The 19373-nt window shown below is 64.3% G+C and carries 19 protein-coding genes; 10 read left to right on the plus strand and 9 right to left on the minus strand.

Going from position 1 to position 19373, the window contains the following annotated elements:
- Positions 1-27: 27 nt before the first annotated feature.
- The 3 genes from FJ972_RS21385 (at position 28) to FJ972_RS21395 (ending at position 1868) form a co-directional block, all read left to right on the plus strand.
- A complete protein-coding gene (locus tag FJ972_RS21385; RefSeq protein WP_140494482.1) occupies positions 28-783 on the plus strand; it encodes an SDR family NAD(P)-dependent oxidoreductase in 756 nt (251 codons plus the stop codon).
- Positions 784-865: 82 nt separating this feature from the next.
- Positions 866-1501 carry a hypothetical protein gene (locus FJ972_RS21390; protein ID WP_140520659.1) on the plus strand — a complete coding sequence of 212 codons (636 nt, stop codon included), beginning with the start codon at positions 866-868 and terminating at the stop codon, positions 1499-1501.
- Positions 1502-1649: 148 nt separating this feature from the next.
- Complete coding sequence (locus FJ972_RS21395; RefSeq protein WP_140494486.1) at positions 1650-1868, plus strand: hypothetical protein; 219 nt, start codon at positions 1650-1652, stop codon at positions 1866-1868.
- A 14-nt stretch (positions 1869-1882) separates the two neighbouring features.
- On the opposite strand, the gene FJ972_RS21400 is transcribed toward FJ972_RS21395, so the two are convergent.
- Entirely contained in the window at positions 1883-2389 is a 507-nt protein-coding gene (locus FJ972_RS21400) for an OsmC family protein (RefSeq protein WP_140494488.1), read from the minus strand.
- 491 nt (positions 2390-2880) lie between these two features.
- Between FJ972_RS21400 and FJ972_RS21405 the strand changes: the two genes are divergently transcribed.
- Positions 2881-4392, plus strand: coding sequence for a S10 family peptidase (locus tag FJ972_RS21405; protein ID WP_140520660.1), 1512 nt, complete (start codon positions 2881-2883; stop codon positions 4390-4392).
- A 153-nt stretch (positions 4393-4545) separates the two neighbouring features.
- On the opposite strand, the gene FJ972_RS21410 is transcribed toward FJ972_RS21405, so the two are convergent.
- Both FJ972_RS21410 and FJ972_RS21415 read right to left on the minus strand, forming a co-directional pair.
- Positions 4546-5433, minus strand: coding sequence for a glutathione S-transferase family protein (locus tag FJ972_RS21410; protein ID WP_140520661.1), 888 nt, complete (start codon positions 5431-5433; stop codon positions 4546-4548).
- Between the two features lie 26 nt (positions 5434-5459).
- A complete protein-coding gene (locus FJ972_RS21415; protein ID WP_140520662.1) occupies positions 5460-6041 on the minus strand; it encodes a VOC family protein in 582 nt (193 codons plus the stop codon).
- Between the two features lie 323 nt (positions 6042-6364).
- On the opposite strand from FJ972_RS21415, the gene FJ972_RS21420 reads away from it, so the two are divergent.
- Both FJ972_RS21420 and FJ972_RS21425 read left to right on the plus strand, forming a co-directional pair.
- Positions 6365-7252: a DMT family transporter gene (locus tag FJ972_RS21420; RefSeq protein ID WP_140520663.1), complete on the plus strand. Its 888-nt coding sequence runs from the start codon at positions 6365-6367 to the stop codon at positions 7250-7252.
- 55 nt (positions 7253-7307) lie between these two features.
- A complete protein-coding gene (locus FJ972_RS21425; RefSeq protein ID WP_140517836.1) occupies positions 7308-8210 on the plus strand; it encodes a DMT family transporter in 903 nt (300 codons plus the stop codon).
- Positions 8211-8379: 169 nt separating this feature from the next.
- Here FJ972_RS21425 and FJ972_RS21430 read toward each other — a convergent pair whose 3' ends face one another.
- The gene (locus tag FJ972_RS21430) at positions 8380-9243 is read right to left on the minus strand and encodes a LysR substrate-binding domain-containing protein (protein ID WP_140520664.1); all 864 of its coding nucleotides are present in this window, start codon (positions 9241-9243) and stop codon (positions 8380-8382) included.
- 113 nt (positions 9244-9356) lie between these two features.
- Here FJ972_RS21430 and FJ972_RS21435 point away from each other — a divergent pair, with 113 nt between their 5' ends.
- On the plus strand, positions 9357-9764 hold the full coding sequence (locus tag FJ972_RS21435; RefSeq protein ID WP_140520665.1) for a tautomerase family protein: 408 nt from the start codon (positions 9357-9359) through the stop codon (positions 9762-9764).
- A 136-nt stretch (positions 9765-9900) separates the two neighbouring features.
- Positions 9901-12123: an AMP-binding protein gene (locus FJ972_RS21440; RefSeq protein WP_140520666.1), complete on the plus strand. Its 2223-nt coding sequence runs from the start codon at positions 9901-9903 to the stop codon at positions 12121-12123.
- Positions 12124-12241: 118 nt separating this feature from the next.
- On the opposite strand, the gene FJ972_RS21445 is transcribed toward FJ972_RS21440, so the two are convergent.
- Both FJ972_RS21445 and FJ972_RS21450 read right to left on the minus strand, forming a co-directional pair.
- A complete protein-coding gene (locus tag FJ972_RS21445) occupies positions 12242-13060 on the minus strand; it encodes a CDP-alcohol phosphatidyltransferase family protein (RefSeq protein ID WP_140494505.1) in 819 nt (272 codons plus the stop codon).
- A gap of 3 nt (positions 13061-13063) precedes the next feature.
- A complete protein-coding gene (locus tag FJ972_RS21450; protein WP_140520667.1) occupies positions 13064-13762 on the minus strand; it encodes a phosphatidylserine decarboxylase in 699 nt (232 codons plus the stop codon).
- A gap of 212 nt (positions 13763-13974) precedes the next feature.
- On the opposite strand from FJ972_RS21450, the gene FJ972_RS21455 reads away from it, so the two are divergent.
- Positions 13975-14856, plus strand: a complete 882-nt coding sequence (locus FJ972_RS21455; protein WP_140520668.1) for an SMP-30/gluconolactonase/LRE family protein — start codon at positions 13975-13977, stop codon at positions 14854-14856.
- A gap of 31 nt (positions 14857-14887) precedes the next feature.
- On the opposite strand, the gene FJ972_RS21460 is transcribed toward FJ972_RS21455, so the two are convergent.
- The 3 genes from FJ972_RS21460 to FJ972_RS21470 all read right to left on the minus strand — a co-directional run bounded on the left by FJ972_RS21460 (position 14888) and on the right by FJ972_RS21470 (position 18633).
- Entirely contained in the window at positions 14888-16771 is a 1884-nt protein-coding gene (locus tag FJ972_RS21460) for an ABCB family ABC transporter ATP-binding protein/permease (RefSeq protein ID WP_140517829.1), read from the minus strand.
- Between the two features lie 25 nt (positions 16772-16796).
- A complete protein-coding gene (locus tag FJ972_RS21465; RefSeq protein ID WP_140520669.1) occupies positions 16797-17144 on the minus strand; it encodes an ArsR/SmtB family transcription factor in 348 nt (115 codons plus the stop codon).
- A 121-nt stretch (positions 17145-17265) separates the two neighbouring features.
- Positions 17266-18633 (minus strand): LysM peptidoglycan-binding domain-containing protein, encoded by a 1368-nt coding sequence (locus FJ972_RS21470; protein WP_140517828.1) that lies wholly within the window; start codon positions 18631-18633, stop codon positions 17266-17268.
- A gap of 128 nt (positions 18634-18761) precedes the next feature.
- Between FJ972_RS21470 and FJ972_RS21475 the strand changes: the two genes are divergently transcribed.
- Positions 18762-19373 (plus strand): TIGR00730 family Rossman fold protein, encoded by a 612-nt coding sequence (locus FJ972_RS21475; RefSeq protein ID WP_140517827.1) that lies wholly within the window; start codon positions 18762-18764, stop codon positions 19371-19373.

Genomic DNA, 19373 nt, shown 5'->3' on the forward strand with positions numbered 1-19373 from the left:
CATAGCCATATTTCCGGAATCTATCGCATGACCTTCGACCTTTCCGGCCGCGTTGCGGTCGTCACCGGCGCCTCGCGCGGCATCGGTTACTTCATCGCCAGGGAACTGGCTGCCGCCGGCGCCCACGTCATTGCCGTGGCGCGCACCGTGGGCGGGCTGGAAGAACTCGACGACCAGATCAAGGCCGAGCGCGCCAAAACCGGCAAGGGCGAAGCGACGCTGGTGCCGCTCGACCTTGCCGACATGGCCGGCATCGACCGCCTGGGTGGCGCCATCCATGAGCGGTGGGGCAAGCTCGACATTCTCGTCGCCAATGCGGGCGTGCTCGGCGTGATCTCGCCGATCGGCCATGTCGAGGCGAAAACCTTCGAGAAGGTGATGACCATCAACGTCACCTCGACCTGGCGGCTGATCCGCTCGGTCGACCCACTGCTGCGGCTCTCCGACGCCGGCCGGGCCATCATCCTGTCGTCCAACGCTGCTCACTCGGCGCGCGCCTTCTGGGCGCCCTACGCGGCTTCCAAGGCGGCGGTCGAGACGATGATGCGCTCCTGGGCACATGAGACGCAGAGCCTGCCGTTGCGCGTCAATGCCGCCGATCCGGGGGCCACCCGCACCGCGATGCGCGCGCAGGCCGTGCCCGGCGAGGACCCGGAAACGCTGCCGCATCCTTCCGAGATCGCCAAACGCATCGTGCCGCTGGCAAGCCCCGACCTGAAAGAGACAGGATTGATCTTCCAGGCCAAACACAACCGTTTCGTCGCCTACCGACAGCCGGAATAGCCGCATCTTTTTTATCGGAAGAATTCGGCTCCGGGCGGCGTTCCTCGAATGTAGATTCGAAGCTCAAACCCGGAGGACCGACATGCGCAGACTTGTTCTCATCGCCGCCACCGCCATTGCCTCAGCCTTGGCCGCCGGCACAGCCTTGTCACAAGATGCCAAGATGAGCTTCTTCGTCACCAGCGTCGGCTCGGGCAAAGGGGCAGACCTCGGCGGCCTGAAGGGCGCCGACGCGCATTGCGCCTCGCTGGCGGAAGCAGCCGGCGTCACCGGCAAGACCTGGGCCGCATATCTGTCGACCAGCACCGAGGATGCGCGCGACCGCATCGGCAAGGGACCGTGGGTGAATGCCAAGGGCGTCAAGATAGCCGACGACGTCGCCTCGCTGCACGGCGATGCCAACGGCATCACCAAGCAGACGGCGCTCACCGAGAAAGGCGAGATGGTCAACGGCCGCGGCGACACGCCGAACCGCCACGATATGCTGACCGGCTCGAAACCCGACGGCACCAGGATCGCCGACCAGACCTGCGGTGACTGGACGATGAGCGGCACGGAAGGGGCAGCCATGATGGGCCATCACGACCGCACCGGGCTCGACGATTCAGCTGCCGCCAAATCCTGGAACTCTTCGCATGCTTCGCGCGGCGGCTGCGGCCAGGAGGCGCTGAAAGGCACCGGCGGCGACGGCCTGTTCTATTGTTTCGCAACGAATTGACCAGACCTCGCCCGCCCCGCCACATCACGCGGCTGTGATGTGGCGGCGGAAAGCTGAGTCGCGGTCATGCTTTCGTCATTTCCGCAGAGTTGATAGGATCGCATAGATTCCCACAACAAGCCCGGCTGGGCAGAGCAAGGAAATTCCCATGGCTTCGAGCGTAGCGTTGGTCTGGTACCTGGTAATCGCCGGCCCGCAAGGCGGCATGGTCGTGTTGCCCAGCACGTTCGACAAGCGCGAACAATGCACCGCCGCCATCACCGAATACCAGAAGCAGCCGGCCCCGACCGGCTGGTCGCTGCAATGCGTGCCGAGCGCGTCACCCTTCACCGATGAGGGCGACGCGGAGGAACCGGCAGCGCAGTAAGGCGCGATGCGGCGTCAGCGCCGTGCGCTGACCGTCAGTTCCGGCTTCTGGTTGATGGTCTGGAACACCACGCAGTAGCGTTCGGTCAGCTTCAGCAAGGAATCGATGCGCTCCTGCGGCTCATCGGTGTCGAGACTGAAATTCAGCCTGATGGCGCGAAAACCGACCGGCGCATCCTTGGCAACGCCAAGCGTGCCGCGAAAATCAAGGTCGCCTTCGGCCTCGACCGTGGCGGCGCCGAGCTTGAATTCGAGCGCCGTCGCCACCGCCTTGAGCGTCACGCCGGCGCAGGCCACAAGTGCCTCCAGCAGCATGTCGCCCGAGCAAAGCTCGAGCCCCGAGCCGCCGGTTGCGGGATGCAGACCGGCAATCGCGAGAGCCCTGCCCGTCTCGACCTTGCAGGCGATCGACTGGTCATCGAGACTGCCTCTGGCCCTGAGCGTGATGAGCGCGCGCGAAGCATCATCGCGATAGGTCTCTTTCAGCGGCGCCTGCATGGCCTTCAGTGCGGTGGCGTCCATTTCGCTGCCCCTTTCGACGATCGTTTCTGGCGCTGGCATGCGTCATCCCACCGAGATTTGACCCGATCACACCGGAAAGCAAACATAATCATCGCGTTGGGACACAGGCGCGCAATCACTATCCCAAATGGACATTGACGGACGAGGTCTCAAAGACCGTCTGAGCCGTGCGAGTGCCGTCGTCCCATTTTCTGGTGACCGACTCGGGTCAACAAGGCTGGCGATGGGCAGTCGGGTGTGCCAACGGTTTCTCCTGATAGGAATTTTTTCTTGACAGGGTGAAGGCAGCTATGGTACATTTCTGGTTATGGTGCTGAGTTGCGCCACGGACCCGCCGTACAGGCGGTTTTTTTCATTCAATGCTCTCTCAATAGCGCGTCGAGAAGGCTTGCACGGAACCCGCTGACCCGGATTCGTTGCCGGACAAGCCTTTCCTTTGACTTCGATCGCATCGGCTATAGCTATGCGACAAGCGTTCTCGCGGAGGCGTCATGCCGTTCAAGTTGAAACTGATCTCTCTCATCCTGCTGATGCTTGCTGCCTTCGCACAGCCTGTCCTGGCTGAAACGCCGGAGAGGCCGGCGCCGACCGGCGGTGTGCTGTCACTGCTGCCGCCGCCGCAGGTCACCAGCCATTCGATCACGGTTGCCGGACGCAAGCTGGACTATCAGGCCAAGACCGGCACGCTGTCGCTGCTTTCAGGCAAGGCCGACGTCACGGCGGAGATCTTTTATGTCGCCTATACGCTGCGGCCACCGGCTGACGCGGCAAAAACGGCACCACGCCCCATTACCTTCGTCTTCAATGGCGGCCCCGGGGCGGCTTCCGCCTATCTGCATCTCGGTGCGCTCGGTCCGCGCATCATCACGACCGGAGCCGATGGCGAATTCCTGCCGCCGCCGCAAAAGATCGTCGACAATCCGGACAGCTGGCTCGACATGACCGACCTCGTGTTTGTCGATCCGGTCGGCACCGGCTACAGCCGCGAGGCTCCCGGGCAGAACACCCACGACTTCTGGGGCGTCAACCAGGACGCCAGCTCGATCGGCGCCTTCATCCGGCTCTATCTGGCCCAGAACGGCCGCAGCAGCTCGCCGCTTTTCCTGGCCGGAGAAAGCTATGGCGGGTTTCGCGCGGCGCTGCTCGCCAGGACTTTGCAGGAAGATGTCGGCCTTAGCCCGAGCGGCATCGTGCTGATCTCGCCGGCGCTGGAATTCATGCTGGTGCAACCCGACGAATTCGAGCCGCTGCACTGGGCTCTCGAACTCCCCTCGCTGGCGTCGGTGCGGCTCAGTGCCGACGGCGTTACCGGCGAGGCGCTGCGGGCGCAGTTGGCCGCGGTCGAGCGCTATGCGCTTGGCGACTACCTCACGGCGCTGGCCAGCGGGCTGGAGCAAGGCGGGCGGCTGGCGAGCCAGCGGGTGGCCGAGATCACCGGCCTGCCCCTCGACCTCGTGCAGCGGAATTTCGCGCGTATACCGACCAGCCTTTTCGCGAGGGAGTTTGCCCGCTCGAAAAGCAAGGTGCTCAGCCCCTATGACGCCATGATCGGCACGGCCGACATCGCTCCTGAAAGCGCTCGCACCGCCGGACCCGATCCTGTGCTCGACCGCAGCGTTCCAGCATTGACCTCGGCTTTTGTCGGCTATGCCCGCGACGAATTGAACTACCACACCGATGTCAGCTACCGGCTGCTCAATGGCGAGATCAGCCGCAATTGGGACTACGGCACATCGCGGCAGGGCTATGCCGGCGTGATGAACGATCTGCAGCGGGCGCGCTCGCTCAATCCCGCGCTCGGCGTCGTCATCGTCAACGGCTACACCGACCTCGTCACGCCCTATCTGGCATCTCGCTATCTGGTGAACCAGGTACCGACGCTCGCCGGTGCAAAGCCCATCCGCGTCGATGTGCTGGACGGAGGACACATGATGTATTTCAGGCCGGACGGAAGGCGGGCGCTCAAGGCAGCGGCGGCGGAGCTTTACCAAGCGACACAGTAAGCGTCGCTTGGAAACACCGGAGTGACGGGCAGTCCGCGATACGCTGGCGGGACAGTTCGCTCCTCTGTCCTGCAGGCAAAGGAGCCGCGAAGGACATCGCAGTTCATCTTGGCCGCCGGCTGCCTTCAACCGGCCTGCGGCGCCGAAGCGATCTCACACCCGTGGCTGTGACTTCACATGGGCAATGTAGCCGCGCACGTCGCTGGCCGGGTCTGCATAGGCCTTGCCGAGCTTCTTCTCCATCGCGGCCATGTAGTCGCTGGCCCATTCGGGCAGGGCATAGTCGATGACGGCGAGAAATTCGAGTGTCGCCGCCAGGCGGATGTCGGCGATAGACGGGTTCTTGCCTCCAATGAAGGGCTTGCCGTCCCTGAAGAAGGAGTGGAACACCTCCAGCGGTTCGGAGATGGCGGCGATCGCCGCCTTCTGGGCCTCGGCCTTCCTGTCGGGATGAGCGTCGCTGTGGCCGACCTCTCCGGCATATTGCGGGAAACCGAGCGCCGGATAGGTGGCGCGCGCCACATAGGGATAGAGCGTGCCGATCAGGTAGAACATGGCGCTGTCGATCATCGCCCGCTTGGCAGGCGCCTTGGGGTAGAATTTCTCCAGCCCGTGCTTGTTGGCGAGATACTGCATGATGGCGCAGCTTTCCCAAAGCACCCCTCGCGGCAGGCCCTTGTCCTCGATCATCGGAGTCAGATGGGCCGGGTTGCGCGCCATGAATTCGGGCGAACGCGTGCTGCCCCAGGCGTCGGCCTCGGCATGGTCCAGCCCGGCGGCGCGGGCAAACACCCGAACCGTCATGTTGTTGACGCTCGGCTTCAGCATGCTGATCATCAGGGCGGGTTTCTTCGCCGACTTCCCCTTGGTCCTGGACGCGGCTTTGCCGGCGGTTGCTGCTTTTGACGTCGCCTTGGCCGAAGGCTTTGCCGATATTTTTGGTGCCGGCTTGGCTGAAGCTTTTGCTGCTGGCTTTGCCATAGCCTTTGGTGTCGCCTTGGCCGCCGGCTTCCTCGCACCCTTCGTCGCTGTCTTTGCCATCTGTTCCTCCCTTTGTTTATTCAAAATCAATATGGATTGCGCGGCGCCCTGTCGGCCGACAATGTCGCGCGCGAGCGCTCGACCAGCGCCTGGATGGCGTCGGCCAGATGCGCCTCGGCGATGTTGTAGTCGCCACGCGCGACGCGGAGCTTGTGCGCTTCCATCAGCACGTCGGCATGGCCAAAGCCGGCCGGCGGCTCGAAACGGTAGGAAGCAAGTTCGATCAGCAGCCCAAGCGGATCCTCGAAATAGATCGAATCCATGAAACCGCGGTCCTTGACGCCACTGTGCTTGATGGCGCGCTCGTCAAGCCGGGCGACCGCCTGCAGGAAGGTGACGCGCGATACGGCAAAGGCGATGTGGTGGACGCAGCCCGTGTCGGTCGGCGTGCGGCGCTTTGCCGGCGTGCGGGTCTCGTCGGTAAAGATGGTGATCAGCCGCCCGTCGCCCGGATCGAAATAGAGATGGCTTTCGGCTGCCTTGTCGAGGTTGGGTTGCTCGAAAATGAAAGACATGCCCAGCACGCCTTCCCAGAAATCGATCGATGTCTGGCGACCGGCGCCGACCAGCGTGATGTGATGGACGCCTTGCGATTGCAGTTTCTGCATTGCGTTCTCCCCCTGATGTCGGCGTTTCGATATCCGTAAGTGCCAGCTGTCAGGCCCACCGCGCATGATGCGAATGGCGTCTCTTATGCGAGCGCTGGCTTCCTGATCCGCACCGTTCCCTTGGCTCGCCGAACCTTACGCGCCGGCTTTGTGAGACGATGCTAAACCAATCAGTCGCGCCGCGCCAGAAGCCGCATCGGGATCGGCCCTGCCCCAACGCAAGCACGGCGCTGGAGCAGCGCCATGCAAGGTTTCGCCCCTATAGCTGGCGGGAGCGGAGCCGACAGGGGCCGGAGCCGTTTTCACACAAGGCCGCTTGTCGCATGGCCGATGTCGCCATTCTCGAAACACGCGAAAGGGTTCTCGCCGGTATCCTCCTGACCGGCGCCGCCTATTTGCTTTTTTCGACGCAGGACGCTTCGATCAAGCTGCTGGTAGCCGGCATGAGCGTCTGGCAGATCCTGTTCTTCCGCAGCATCACCATACTGACCGCCTGCGCGGCGATCGGCGGACGGCATCTCTATGCGGAGACGGCGCGGTCGCCGATCGTGTGGCCGATGCTGTTGCGCAGCGTCTTCACCCTGGCGGCGTGGCTTTGTTATTACAATGCCGCGCGCAGCCTGCAGCTCGCCGAACTGACCACCGTCTATTACGCGGCCCCGATCATCGTCATCGTGCTTTCGGTGGTGATGCTTGGCGAAAAAGTGCCCATGCTACGCTGGCTGGCGGTGGCGATCGGCTTCGCCGGCGTCTTTGTCGCCTGCGACCCTGCCCATCTCGGCCTGTCCGTGCCGGTGCTGCTGGTGCTGGCCGCCGCTTTCCTGTGGGGCGTCGCCATCGTGCTGTTGCGCAAGACAGCACTTGCCGAGCGCTCGATGATCCAGCTCATGCTCAACAATTTCTATTTCCTGATATTCTCGGCGGTGCCCGCGCTGGTTTGGTGGCAGACGCCCGGCTGGAGCGAGCTGCTTCTGCTTGCCAGCGTCGGCGCGCTCGGCGGCTTGGCGCAGTATCTTCTCTTCGAAGGCATGAAACGGACGCCGGCCTCGATCATCGCGCCGCTGGAATACACTTCGCTGTTGTGGGCCTTCGCGCTCGGCTTCGCCATCTGGGGCGACGTGCCGCGTCGCGAAGTGTTTTTCGGCGCTGCTCTCATCATCACCGCAGGGCTGCTGATCGTCGGCGGCGAGCATTTCCGCAAACGGCTGTGACGGGCCAGATTTCTGACACTACGATGTCAGGACAGAACCACGTAAATTGGCTTTCATGACCGATGTAGCAGCCGCCACCGACACCGCAGAACGGACACTTGGCATCATCCTGGTGTCGTCGTCGGCGGCGGTGTTCGGATTGACCGGCGTGCTGACCAAATCGATCCATGCCGATCCGCTGACCATCACCTGCTGGCGCGGTTTCGTCGGCTCGATCCTGATCAGCCTCTATGTGCTGTGGCGCCGCCACCGCTCCGGCAACCGCGAGACGCTGCGGCTCGGCTGGCGCGGCTGGCTGCTGGCGGTGGAAGGCGCGCTGGCCAGCATCGCCTTCATCTGCGCCTTCAAATTCACCTTCGTCGCCAATGTCACGGTCATCTACGCGACGTCGCCTTTCATTGCCGCGCTGCTCGCCTTCCTGCTGGTGCGCGAGCCCTTCCGTCTTCAGACGATGTTAGCCGCCGCCGTCTCGCTTTGCGGCGTTGCGGTCATGGTCTGGTCGAGCTTCGGCACAGGCAATCTGTTCGGAGACGGGCTGGCGCTGCTGATGACGATCGGCAGCGCGCTCTACATGATCATGGTGCGCGCCTTCCGCGACACGCCGGCGGTCTGGGCAGGCGCGGTCTCGGCCCTGCTGTTGTTCATACTCGGCTGGTTCGTCACCGACCCGCTTGCCGTCTCGGCAAGGGATGCCGTGCTGCTCGTCGCCTTCGGCTCGAGCTTCGCACTCTCCTCGATCCTGTGGACGGAAGGCGCGAGGCTTATCCCGGCGGCTGAATCCGGCCTGCTCGGCTCTGCCGAAGTGCCGTTCGCGATCCTGTTTGCCTTCCTTTTCCTGGCCGAGATACCGCCCATGGCCAGCATGATCGGCGGCGCAATCGTGCTTTGCGCGGTCTTTGCCCATGCCGGCCGCGACTGGCTGTCGGCAAAGCAGCAACAAGCGCCAGGTCCGTTGTGAAAGCCGAGCCCAAAAAAATTTGCGCAGTCACGGAACCATCATCCCGTTCAGGCATTGTTGAGCCGACGGACCACCCCCCGAGTCCCCCCAAACCCCTCGGTCCGTCCTACTCCAAGCCGACCGCAAGGTCGGCTTTTTCTTTGGCCCCACGCCTGAAGACAGACGGCTGTCAGCCAAAAAGTCCTGGCACAGCCAGGCCGGTGCCGAGCAGTGCGGCCAGATCCCGCGCCGGGTTCTCGGCATCGGCGCGCAGCCGGATGGCGAATTCGGCAACGGGCACGGGCGGCAGGTCGAACGCGCGCGGTGCTTCGACGATGCCGGAATGGGCAAAGCGCGCGGTGCGCAGCGTCAGCGCGATGCCGGCCTTGACCGCCGTGCGCAGGCCGGCCAAGCTCGCGCTGCTGGCCGCGATGCGATAGCGCCGGCCGGCCGCATCGAGCGCCGAGATAGCCGCTTCGCGGAAGCCGCAATGCGGATCGAGCAGTGCAAGCGGCAACTCGTCCTGTCGCGCTGCCAGTCCTTTTTGCGAACAGAGCCACATCATCGGCTCGCGCAGCATGCCGATTTCGTCCGGCGTCGCAGCTTGCCGCATAACGATCGCCAGATCCAGGCTACCGCCCTGAAGGGCTTGCGCCAGCTCGGCGGAGCGGCCGACGCGCAGCTCGATCCTGACACGCGGATGGCTTTCGGCGAAAGCACGCAATAGATCGGGCAAGCCGCTGTCGGCGAAATCCTGCGTCGTACCGATCGCGATGCGTCCGTCGGCCCTTGCGCCCTTCAGGCCGAGCCAGGCTTCACGATGCGCTGCAAGGATACGCCGGGCATGGCCGACAAGCTCCTCACCGGTCGGCGTCAGGCTGCGGCCCCTGCCCTGCGGCGCCAGCAACGGTTCGCCGACAGCCTCTTCCAGCCGCTGCATCTGCGCCGTCACAGCCGACGGTGAACGGCCGACGATAGAGGCCGCCTGCGCCAGCGAGCCGCCGTCGGCGAAGGCGAGGAATGTCCTCAAGAGGTCGGGATCGAGCGTTTTCATAATTCGATATTATCGAAGTATTCTCTGAAAACAATTCGATTTTCATGTTTCCTGGTTGATGACAGGGTTGCGTCATCGGCTGACAGAGGCCGCCAGAACCAAGGAGAAGGACAATGCCCATCATCAACGTCAGCGTCACCGGGAAGCCCGACGCCACGCTGTCCGCCAGGATCGCCAAGGAGGCGACCGAACTCACCGCCACGCACCTTCGCAAGGATCCGACCATAACGGCGGTTGCCGTCTCTTATCTCGATCCGCAGCACTGGTTCGCCGGCGGCACGTCGCTGGCCGAGCATGGGACCAATACGTTCTGGCTCGACATCAAGGTGGTCGACGGCACCAACACCAAGCTCGAGCTGGAAGCCTATCTCAAGGCGACCTTCGCCGCCTTCGGGCGCCTGCTCGGGTCCGTGCACGAAGAAAGCTACGCCTTCGTCCACGAAGTGCCGGCCGCCGCCTACGGTTATGGCGGCAAAACGCAGGAATTCCGCTTCATCAGCGGGAGACTGAAGGCGGCGTAAAGGATGCCGCTTTTGCCCTTCCCTTCGTGAGAGGCGGCAAGAGGCCCTTGCGCATTGACCTTGCCCGCACATCGTCTAGGTTCTTGCCGAAGCGGCCGCAGAGCCGAGGTGCAAGGAACGTTGGGAGAGACGCGGCATGATCCTGACACTGGCGCTGCTTGCGGGTCTGGTCGTGGCCTGGCTGCTGATCGGGGTAGTGGAAAAGTTCCGCCTCGGCCTGCGCTTTGCCCAGGCGCTGCTCTACGTGCCGTTCAAGCTCGCCTATCGGATCAGCGACAGCCGCATAGCAATCGCGCGCGATGCGGTGGCGCCAGTCATCTATGTCATCTCACATCAGTCGCACTTCGAACCGGCGCTGATGCTGTCGCTGCTGCCTGACGACACGCTGCACATCCTCGACGGAGCCTCGGCCAGGGCACCATGGCTAGAGCCTTGGCGCGAGCTTGGCCGCACCATCGCCTTCAACGCCGAACACGTCTTCGTCAGCCGTAGGCTGGTGCGCGTGCTGAAGGGCAAGGGCCGGCTTGCCGTCTACCTGCCGGACGCGGTCGAGCCCGACGTCAAGTCGTTCCGGCTGTTTCGCGCTGTCACCCGCATCGCCATGCAGGCCGACGCCCGCATCGTGCCGATCTTCGTCGGCGGCGCCCGCGACCTTCCTGTCTCGCTGACGCCGGCCAGCATCGCGCCAAGGCGCTGGTTCCCTCGCCTGTCGATCAGCGCATTGGAACCAATGACCATCGCCGAGCTGGTGGCGCGCATTCCCGACCAGGCCTCGAACACCAACGCGCTGTTCGACCGCTTCGCCGAGGCGCGCTTCGCAGCCGCCGATCTCGATCGCGGCCTGTTCCTGGCCATGCGTGACGCCGCAACCAGGGTCGGCGCATCGCATCCGATCATCGAGGACGTCGTCTCGGGCGCGCTCAGCTATCGAAAACTGTTTATCGGCGCGCGCGTGCTGGGCAGGCGTTTCGAGACGGTGACGGCGCCCGGCGAAGCGGTCGGCCTGCTCCTGCCCAACGCCAATGGCGTGGTGCTGTCCCTGGTCGGGCTGCTCTCGGCCGGTCGGGTGGCCGCGATGATCAACTACACCGCGGGTCCGGCCAGCGTCACCGCCGCCATCCGCACGGCGGTGATCCGCACGGTCGTCTCCTCCCGCGCCTTCATCGAGAAGGCCGACCTCGGCGATATCGTGACGGCGGTCGAAAAGGGCGGCGCGAAATTTCTCTGGCTGGAAGATACACGCGCAAGCGTGACGGCGCTGGAAAAGCTTACCGCCGCCTTGCTGTGGCGCTGGCCGCTGCAGCGCCAGGACGCAGCCAAACCCGCGGTCATCCTGTTCACCTCCGGTTCGGAAGGCACGCCGAAGGCGGTGGTGCTGTCGCACAAGAACCTTTACGCCAACGCCATGCAGGCGGAAGCCCGTATCACCATCTCGCCGGCCGATATCCTGCTCAACATATTGCCTGTGTTCCACTCCTTCGGGCTGACGGGCGGCACCATCCTGCCGCTGGTCACAGGCGTAAAGTTGTTCCTCTACCCCTCGCCTCTCCACTACAAGATCATCCCCGAGATCGCCCGTAAGGTGAAGCCGACGGTCATGTTCGGCACCGACACTTTCCTCGCCAATTACGCGCGCACCGCCAAGGAGGGCGATTTTTCCAGCCTGCGCTTCGTCGTCGCCGGCGCCGAAGCGGTGAAGCCGGAAACCCGCCGCACCTATCGCGAGCGTTTCCAGGCCGAGATCATCGAAGGCTTTGGGCTGACCGAGGCCGCGCCCGTGGTTGCCGTCAACACCGCCATCCATAGCCGCGACGGCACCGTCGGGCGGCTGCTGCCGGCCATCCGCATGAAGCTCGAACCCGTCGACGGCATCGATGGCGCCGGCCGTCTGTGGCTCGACGGCCCGAATATGATGATGGGCTACATGACCGCCGACCGACCGGGCGAATTGCAGCGGCTCGAGGGCTGGCACGACACCGGCGACATCGTCTCGGTCGACCGCGAGGGCTTCATCACCATTCGCGGCCGGGCCAAGCGTTTCGCCAAGATCGCCGGCGAGATGGTGTCGCTGGGTGCGGTCGAGATGCTGGTGCAGTCGCTGTGGCCGGAAGAGCGCCATGCCGCCGTGGCGGTGCCCGACAAACGGCGCGGCGAGCGCATCGTGCTGGTGACCACCGCCGACGATGCGAGTGCCGAGGAACTGCGCCAATTCGGCAAGAAGGCCGGGGCGGCCGAACTGATGGTGCCCAACGACATCGTCAAGGTGGAAGAGATCCCGGCGCTGGGCTCGGGCAAGACCGACTATGTGTCGGCCCGCAGACTGGCCATCGATCGTCTGGGGCTGAGTGCGGCGGCGTAGGCGAACGGCCTGAAGGGTCGTCTCGCCTAAATCGCAGGCCCGGGCGCAAAGCGCTGGCCTTCAATGCACCCTCTGTCGCCTTCGGCGACATCCCCGCCTTCAAAGAGGGATAACAGCGTTATCCTATATCCGAAGGCGGCACCTGCTCGCCTTCCAGCCTGGCGCGCTTCGAATAGGCACGCACGCTGAAGGGCAGGAAGAGGAGATAACCGGCGACGGAGGCCGTCAGCGTGTACCAGGGATAGGTCATCAAGAGCAGGATGTAGAGCACGACCCCCAGGATGACCGGCAATACCTTGTCACCCGGCACCTTGACGCTCTTACCCGAATAGACCGGCAAACGGCTGACCAGCAGGAAGGCGACCAGTACGGTGAAGCCGGTGGCGATGAAGGCGGCCGGGCGGCCGGGCTCCAGCCCAAGCCGCAGGAAATACAGATAAAGCGGCAGCATCACCAGCACGGCGCCCGCCGGCGCCGGTACCCCAACGAAATATTCGGTCTGCCATGCCGGCCGCTCGGCCTTTTCCTCGTCAAGAACATTGAAGCGGGCGAGCCGCATGCCGCAGGCGATGGTGAACAAAAGGGCGGCAATCCAGCCCGGCGATCCCGCGCGGTCGAGCAGGAAAGCGTAAAGCACCAGCGCGGGCGCGACGCCGAAATTGACGATGTCGGCCAGCGAATCCATCTGCGCGCCGAATTTCGACGTTGCCTTCAGCATTCGCGCCAACCGGCCGTCTATGCCGTCGAGGAACGCGGCGAGCAGCACCATGACCACCGCGGGCTCGAAGCGGTTCTCGAAAGCGAAGCGGATGCCGGACAAGCCGGCACAGATGGCGAGCACCGTAACCAGATTGGGCAGCACCATGCGCATCGGGATTTCGCGGATGCGCGGGCCGCCGCTGGCATGCGCCTCGAATTTCTTGAACGGCGCGCCCACCGGTCAGGAGATCCGCACGAGAGGCGTGGCGGCGATACCGCCGAATTCCGCCAGCACCGTTTCGCCGGCGACGGCCGTCTGGCCGACGGCCACCCGTGGGGTCGCCGCCTCCGGCAGGAAGACATCGACGCGCGAACCGAAGCGGATCAGGCCGAAACGCTCGCCGATGGCGATCGAGCCGCCGGTCTCGGCCCAGCAGACGATGCGCCGCGCCACGAGGCCAGCGATCTGCACTGCCGCGACGGTGCCGTTGGGGCTGTCGATGACCAGCCCGTTGCGCTCGTTCTCGGTGCTTGCCTTGTCGAGTTCGGCATTGAGGAATTTCCCCGGCCGATGCTCGATACGGGAAATCTTGCCGCGCACCGGGGCGCGGTTCACGTGGCAGGAAAAGACGTTCATGAACACCGATATGCGGGTCATTTCGGCATTGCCGAGGCCAAGCTCGCGCGGCGGCACGGCCGGGCCGACCGCCGAGATGACGCCATCGGCGGGGCTCACCACCAGACTGTCATCGACCGGCGTCACCCGCTCGGGATCGCGGAAGAAATAGGCGCACCAGGCGGTGAGGATGAGCCCGATCCAAAACAGGATCGAGGAGAAATAGCCGAGGAAAAGCGTGCCCGCGCCGAAGGCGGCGATGAACGGATAGCCCTCGCGATGGATCGGTACGAACGCGTTCTTGACCGTATCGACAAGGCTCATGGGATGGGGCAGTCCCTGTTTCAGGTTCGGCCTCAATAACCGAAACACCCTCTGCCCGCAACGCGACAATGGGGAAGGAGGGGCGCGCAGTAGCCTTTTAGAATTGTCGGCCGCCATGTCGGCAAGCCATACGCTCGCCCGTCCTTGGCAGGACAGTGCCCCGCGACGCCTTCGGAACGGTGACGTGGGTCACGCAGCCAAGGAGCCAGCCAATGTCATCCGTTGCCGAGAACGCCAAGATTATCGCCAAGGGCCTCGCTTTCGGGGAATCGCCGCGTTGGCATGAGGGACGCCTGTGGCTCTGCAACTGGGGTACCGGAGAGATCGTCGCCGTGAGCGACGAGGGCAAGAGCAGGGTGATGCTCACCGTGCCAGCGGTCCTGCCCTACTCCATCGACTGGCTGCCGGATGGCAGGTTGCTCGTGATTTCAGGCCGCGAAGGCCTGCTGCTAAGGCAGGAGGTGGATGGCAGGCTCGTCACCCATGCCGATCTGCGCGACCTTTCGAAAAGCCCCTGGAACGAGATCGTCGTCGATGGGCGCGGCAATATCTATGTCAATGGCGGCGGCCCGGCGCCGGCACCCGGCCAGCATTTCGGCCCGGGCACGATCGTGCTGATCACGCCGGACGGGACGGCCAGGCAAGTGGCTGGGAATATCGCGTTTGCCAATGGCATGGCTGTGACCCCGGACAACAGGACGCTGATCATTGCCGAATCCCACTCCAACCGGCTGACCGCCTTCGACATAGCCGCCGACGGCACTCTGGCTAATCGGCGGGTGTGGGCCGATGTCGACGGCTATCCCGATGGCATCTGCCTAGATGCCGAAGGGACGGTCTGGTACGCGGATGTTCCCAACAAGCGCTGTGCGCAGGTACGCGAAGGCGGTGAAGTGATGCAGACCGTGACCGCCGATCGCGGCTGCTTCGCCTGCATGCTGGGCGGTGTCGACGGCAGGACGCTGTTCATCACCGCAGCCGAGTGGCGCGGCTTCGACCACATGTCGAGCGACGCCCGCACTGGTCAGGTGCTGGGCGTCGCTGTTTCCTCGCCTGGCGCGGGATGGCCGTCTTACATTTCGGGCACACGCTGATTGGCGAAAGCGATGGAGATAGCCAACGCCGCTACGACAGCTCCGACGTGCGCCTGCGCACTACCACACCCAGTTCGTCGCTTTCGCGGGCGATGCGCAGACGCTCCTCAGCTTCGGTCGCCTCGCGCTGGCGGTCCCACATCGAGGCGTAAAGCCCGTGCTTGCGCATCAGATCGGCATGTGTGCCGCGTTCGGCGATCTGGCCGTCCTTGAGCACGATGATTTCGTCGGCCGTGATCACCGTCGACAGCCGGTGGGCGATGACGATGGTAGTGCGGCCCCGGCTGACCAGGTCGAGCGCGGCCTGGATCTCCTGTTCGGTATGGCTGTCCAGCGCCGAGGTCGCCTCGTCGAGCATCAGGATCGGCGGCGCCTTGAGAATGGTGCGGGCAATCGCCACGCGCTGCTTCTCGCCGCCGGAAAGCTTCAGCCCGCGCTCGCCGACCATCGAGCGGTAACCCTCGGGCAGCCGCTCGATGAAAGGGCCGATCTGGGCGAGTTCGGCCGCCTTGCGCACCTCCTCCTCGCTGGCGCCGATGCGGCCGTAGCGGATGTTGTAGGCGATGGTGTCGTTGAACAGCACGGTGTCCTGAGGCACCATGCCGATCGCCGCGCGCAGGCTCTCCTGCGTCACTTCCCTGACATCCTGGCCGTCGATCAGCACCTGGCCCGACTGGATGTCGTAGAAGCGGAACAGCAGCCGCGAGATGGTCGACTTGCCCGCGCCCGAAGGACCGACGATGGCGACCGTCTTGCCGGCCGGCACCTCGAAGCTGATGCCTTTCAGGATCTTGCGGTTCGGATCATAGGAGAAATGCACGTCGCGGAATTCGACCTTGCCGGCTTCGATCGCGAGCGGCCTGGCACTGGGCTTGTCGACGATCTCCTGCGGCACGTCGAGCAGGTCGAACATCTGCTCGATATCGGTGAGGCCCTGGCGAATCTCGCGGTAGATGAAGCCGATGAAATTGAGCGGCACCGAGAGCTGCATCAGCATGGCGTTGATGAAGACGAAATCACCGACAGACTGCGTACCGCGCTGCACTTCGAGCGCGGACATGCACATGACAATGACCGTGCCCAGACCGTAGATGACGCCCTGGCCGAAATTCAGCCAGCCGAGCGACGTCCAGATCCTGGTCGCCGACATCTCGTAACGCGCCATGGAGCGGTCGAAGCGCTCGGCCTCCATGGCCTCGTTGTTGAAATATTTGACCGTCTCGAAATTGAGCAGAGAGTCGATCGCCTTGGTGTTGGCGTCGGTGTCGCTGTCGTTCATGTCGCGGCGGATCGAAATGCGCCAGTCGCTGGCGCGAACCGTGAACCAGACATAGAGCCAGACGGTGACCGCCACCACGGCTACGTATTTCCAGCCATAGGTGTAGGCGAAGATGCCCGTGGTCAGCGCGAATTCGAGGATGGTCGGCGCCGTGTTGAGCATGATGAAGCGCACGATCGTCTCGATGCCCTTGGTGCCGCGCTCGATGATGCGCGACAGGCCGCCGGTGCGTCGTTCGAGATGGAAGCGCAGGGACAACTGGTGCATATGGACGAAGGTGCGGAAGGCAAGCTGGCGCACAGCGTACTGGCCGACGCGGGCAAACAGCGCGTCGCGCAACTGGTTGAAGCCGAGTTGCACGAGCCGCACCACATTGTAGGCGACAACCAACATGACCGGGGCGAGCAGGAAGGCGGGCAGCGGCGGCGTCGATCTGCCGTCACCGGCCAAGGCGTCGGTCGCCCATTTGAAGAAATAGGGTCCCGCGACCAATGTCAGCTTGGCAACCACCAGCAGAATTGTCGCCCAGGTGACGCGCGCCCGCAGATCGGCACGATCCGCCGGCCACATATAGGGCCAGAGGTTAAGCAGCGTCTTGAAGGTCGGGGAATCGGCGGAGACGGTTTTTTCGGCCACTTTTCTTGCCTTTTGGGTGAGAGGGTCAGCGGCTGGTCGAGCAGGAAACGACGAGCGCGCTCAGCGAAGCCGACACGCCGGCAAGCGCGGCTTGGTCCACCTCGTAGCGCGAGCGCTGGCGGTCAGGCGCGAAGCGCACCAGCCCCGCCTCGACCAGGATCTTCAGATGCTGCGAGACGGTCGACTGGGCGAGATCGAGGTGGTCGACAACGTCCCGACAGCAGCAGAAACCGCTGGCAGACAGGCGTTTCAGGATCTCGATGCGCGCAGGGTGCGAGAGCGCGGCGAAGCGGGCAGCGATGGAGTGGCTGTCGGTGGTGCAAGAGGTTGGCGCGCTCGTCGCGCGGTCTTGTTCAGGCAGGGATTCGGTCATCGTTCATCGGCGATAGACGATGAACAGTGACGAGGCAAGCTGGCCGGATGGGGAGATTGCAGGCGGAGGGCTGCGAAGGATCGGCTTCGGAACGGCTTGCAGCCGCCCCGCTGACGCTTGCCTACTCCGTCTTCGCCGAATGCGTCGTCATCTGGTCACCCATCGCCTTGAGGTCGGCGGCCTCGCCTTCCTTAGACCGTGGCGGGACCTTGAACACCTGTCCCGGCCAGATGCGGTCGGGATTGCGGATCTGGTCCTGGTTGGCGAGATAGATGGTCGAGTAGCGCATGCCATAGCCGTAAACGCGCCGCGAAATCCGCCACAGCGTGTCGTGACGGCGGATGATCACGGCGCCGTTGGCATGTTCGAGCTTGGGTGAAACAGTCTCGGCCACATCGGAAGGCGGCGTGGCCACTGCATCGGCCGGAGCCGGTTCCGCCGGGTTGGCGGGCGCTTCAGCGGCAGCCGACGGTTCGGCAGACTTTGCATCGGCCGCCTTGGATCCAGCAGGCGCCACGGCGGCGACCGCCTCGCCCGGTTCGCGCTCGAACGGTACGGCGGCGCGGGCCACCACCTTCACCCCGTCGGCATCGAGGCCATCGACACGGATGGTGTAACTGCCGACCGGTACGTCGCGCCTCGCCTCAACCAGGAAATGGCCATTCGGCGATGTCTGCGCTTCGCCAAGCAGGATGTCGTTGGCATAGGCGCGCACCTTGCGGCCCGGGTCGGCGAGGCCGGCGACAAAAATCTTGCTGCCGTCAATCTCGACCGCTTCGACGACGATCTTGGGTTCGGCCACGGATGGCGCGGGCGGCGTTGTCGGCGCCGCAGGAGCAGGCGTTGCTTCGATGGCGGCGGACGCGCCTGGCGCCGGAGCCGCGGCTGCAGGCGCTTCCGGTGTTGTCTGCGGCTGGGGCACGGTCAGCAGTTCGGCCGGCTTGCCCGGTTCCTCGACCATGGCCAGCACCTGACCGCTCGCATTGGCGGGAATGGAGACGACGGCCGTCTGGGCCGAAGCGGTCACCACATCGCCGGCGGTGGAGCGCAAGGCAATCGTATAGTCACCGGGCTTCAGCGGATCATCGAGCACGATGACGAAGGCGCCATCCGGACCAGCGACCGTCGAGCCGATCACGGTCGAACCGTTGAGGATCTCGACCTTTGAATTGGGCGCGGCATTGCCGGCGACGACGATCGAACCATCGCCTTCAACGCGCACCACGTCGAAGGTCGGGGCGATCGGACCCGCGACGGCAGGCGCGGTTGCCTCAGAGGTGGGAGCGGACGGTGCCGCAGCCTGCGGCAGCCGCGCTTCCGTGCCCGGATTGGCCGGCTTCGGCGCCACAGGCGGAGCCTGCGCCGCGACGTCCGCCGGCGGCGTGCGATTGAAATATGGGTCGAGCGCGCCCGACACATAGGCGGTTCCCGCGACCGCAACGGTCCCACCCGCCGCGAACAGAAACGCCTTCAACGGATTGATCGCCATCTACTTCCCTGCCCCTTAGCCACCTAACGCCGGTCTAGCCTGTTTTACCATCACCGACAAGAAAAAGCCCGGACTTCTCGGCCCTTAGGGCTTGACCGCGCTTTCAGACCCAATCACCAATCATCGGCATGAATACGATTCGATCCGTCTGCGTGTATTGCGGCTCGTCTCCGGGCCGTGATGAAACCTATGTCAAGGCTGGTCACCTGCTCGGGCGATCGCTTGCGCGCTCCGGCCTCAGGCTGATCTATGGCGGCGGCACCAAAGGCATCATGGGCGCCGTCGCTGAAGGCGCGCTCAAGGCCGGCGGCAAGGTCACCGGCATTATTCCCCGCTTCCTGATCAACAGGGAAGCAACCGAAACCGCGCTAGACCGGCTCGACGAGCTCGTGATCACCGAAAACATGCACGAGCGCAAACATAAGATGTTCGAGAAATCCGACGCCTTTGTGGCGCTGCCGGGCGGCATCGGCACAGTCGAGGAGATCGTCGAGGTCATGACCTGGGCGCAACTTGGCCATCACCGCAAGCCGATCGTCTTCGGCAATGTCGGCGGATTCTGGGATCCGATGCTGGCGCTTATCGACCATATGGCAACCGAAGGCTTCATTCACACCGCACAGCGGGTCAAGCCGCTGGTCGTCAATGACCCCGAGGCAATCGTCGCCGCCATCATGGTGGCAGGCTCCTCGGTCGATGCGCCGACGGAGGGCGTGCAGTCGGTGATAGACAAGATGTAA

Source organism: Mesorhizobium sp. B2-1-1 (assembly GCF_006442975.2).
Classification (GTDB): Bacteria; Pseudomonadota; Alphaproteobacteria; order Rhizobiales; family Rhizobiaceae; genus Mesorhizobium.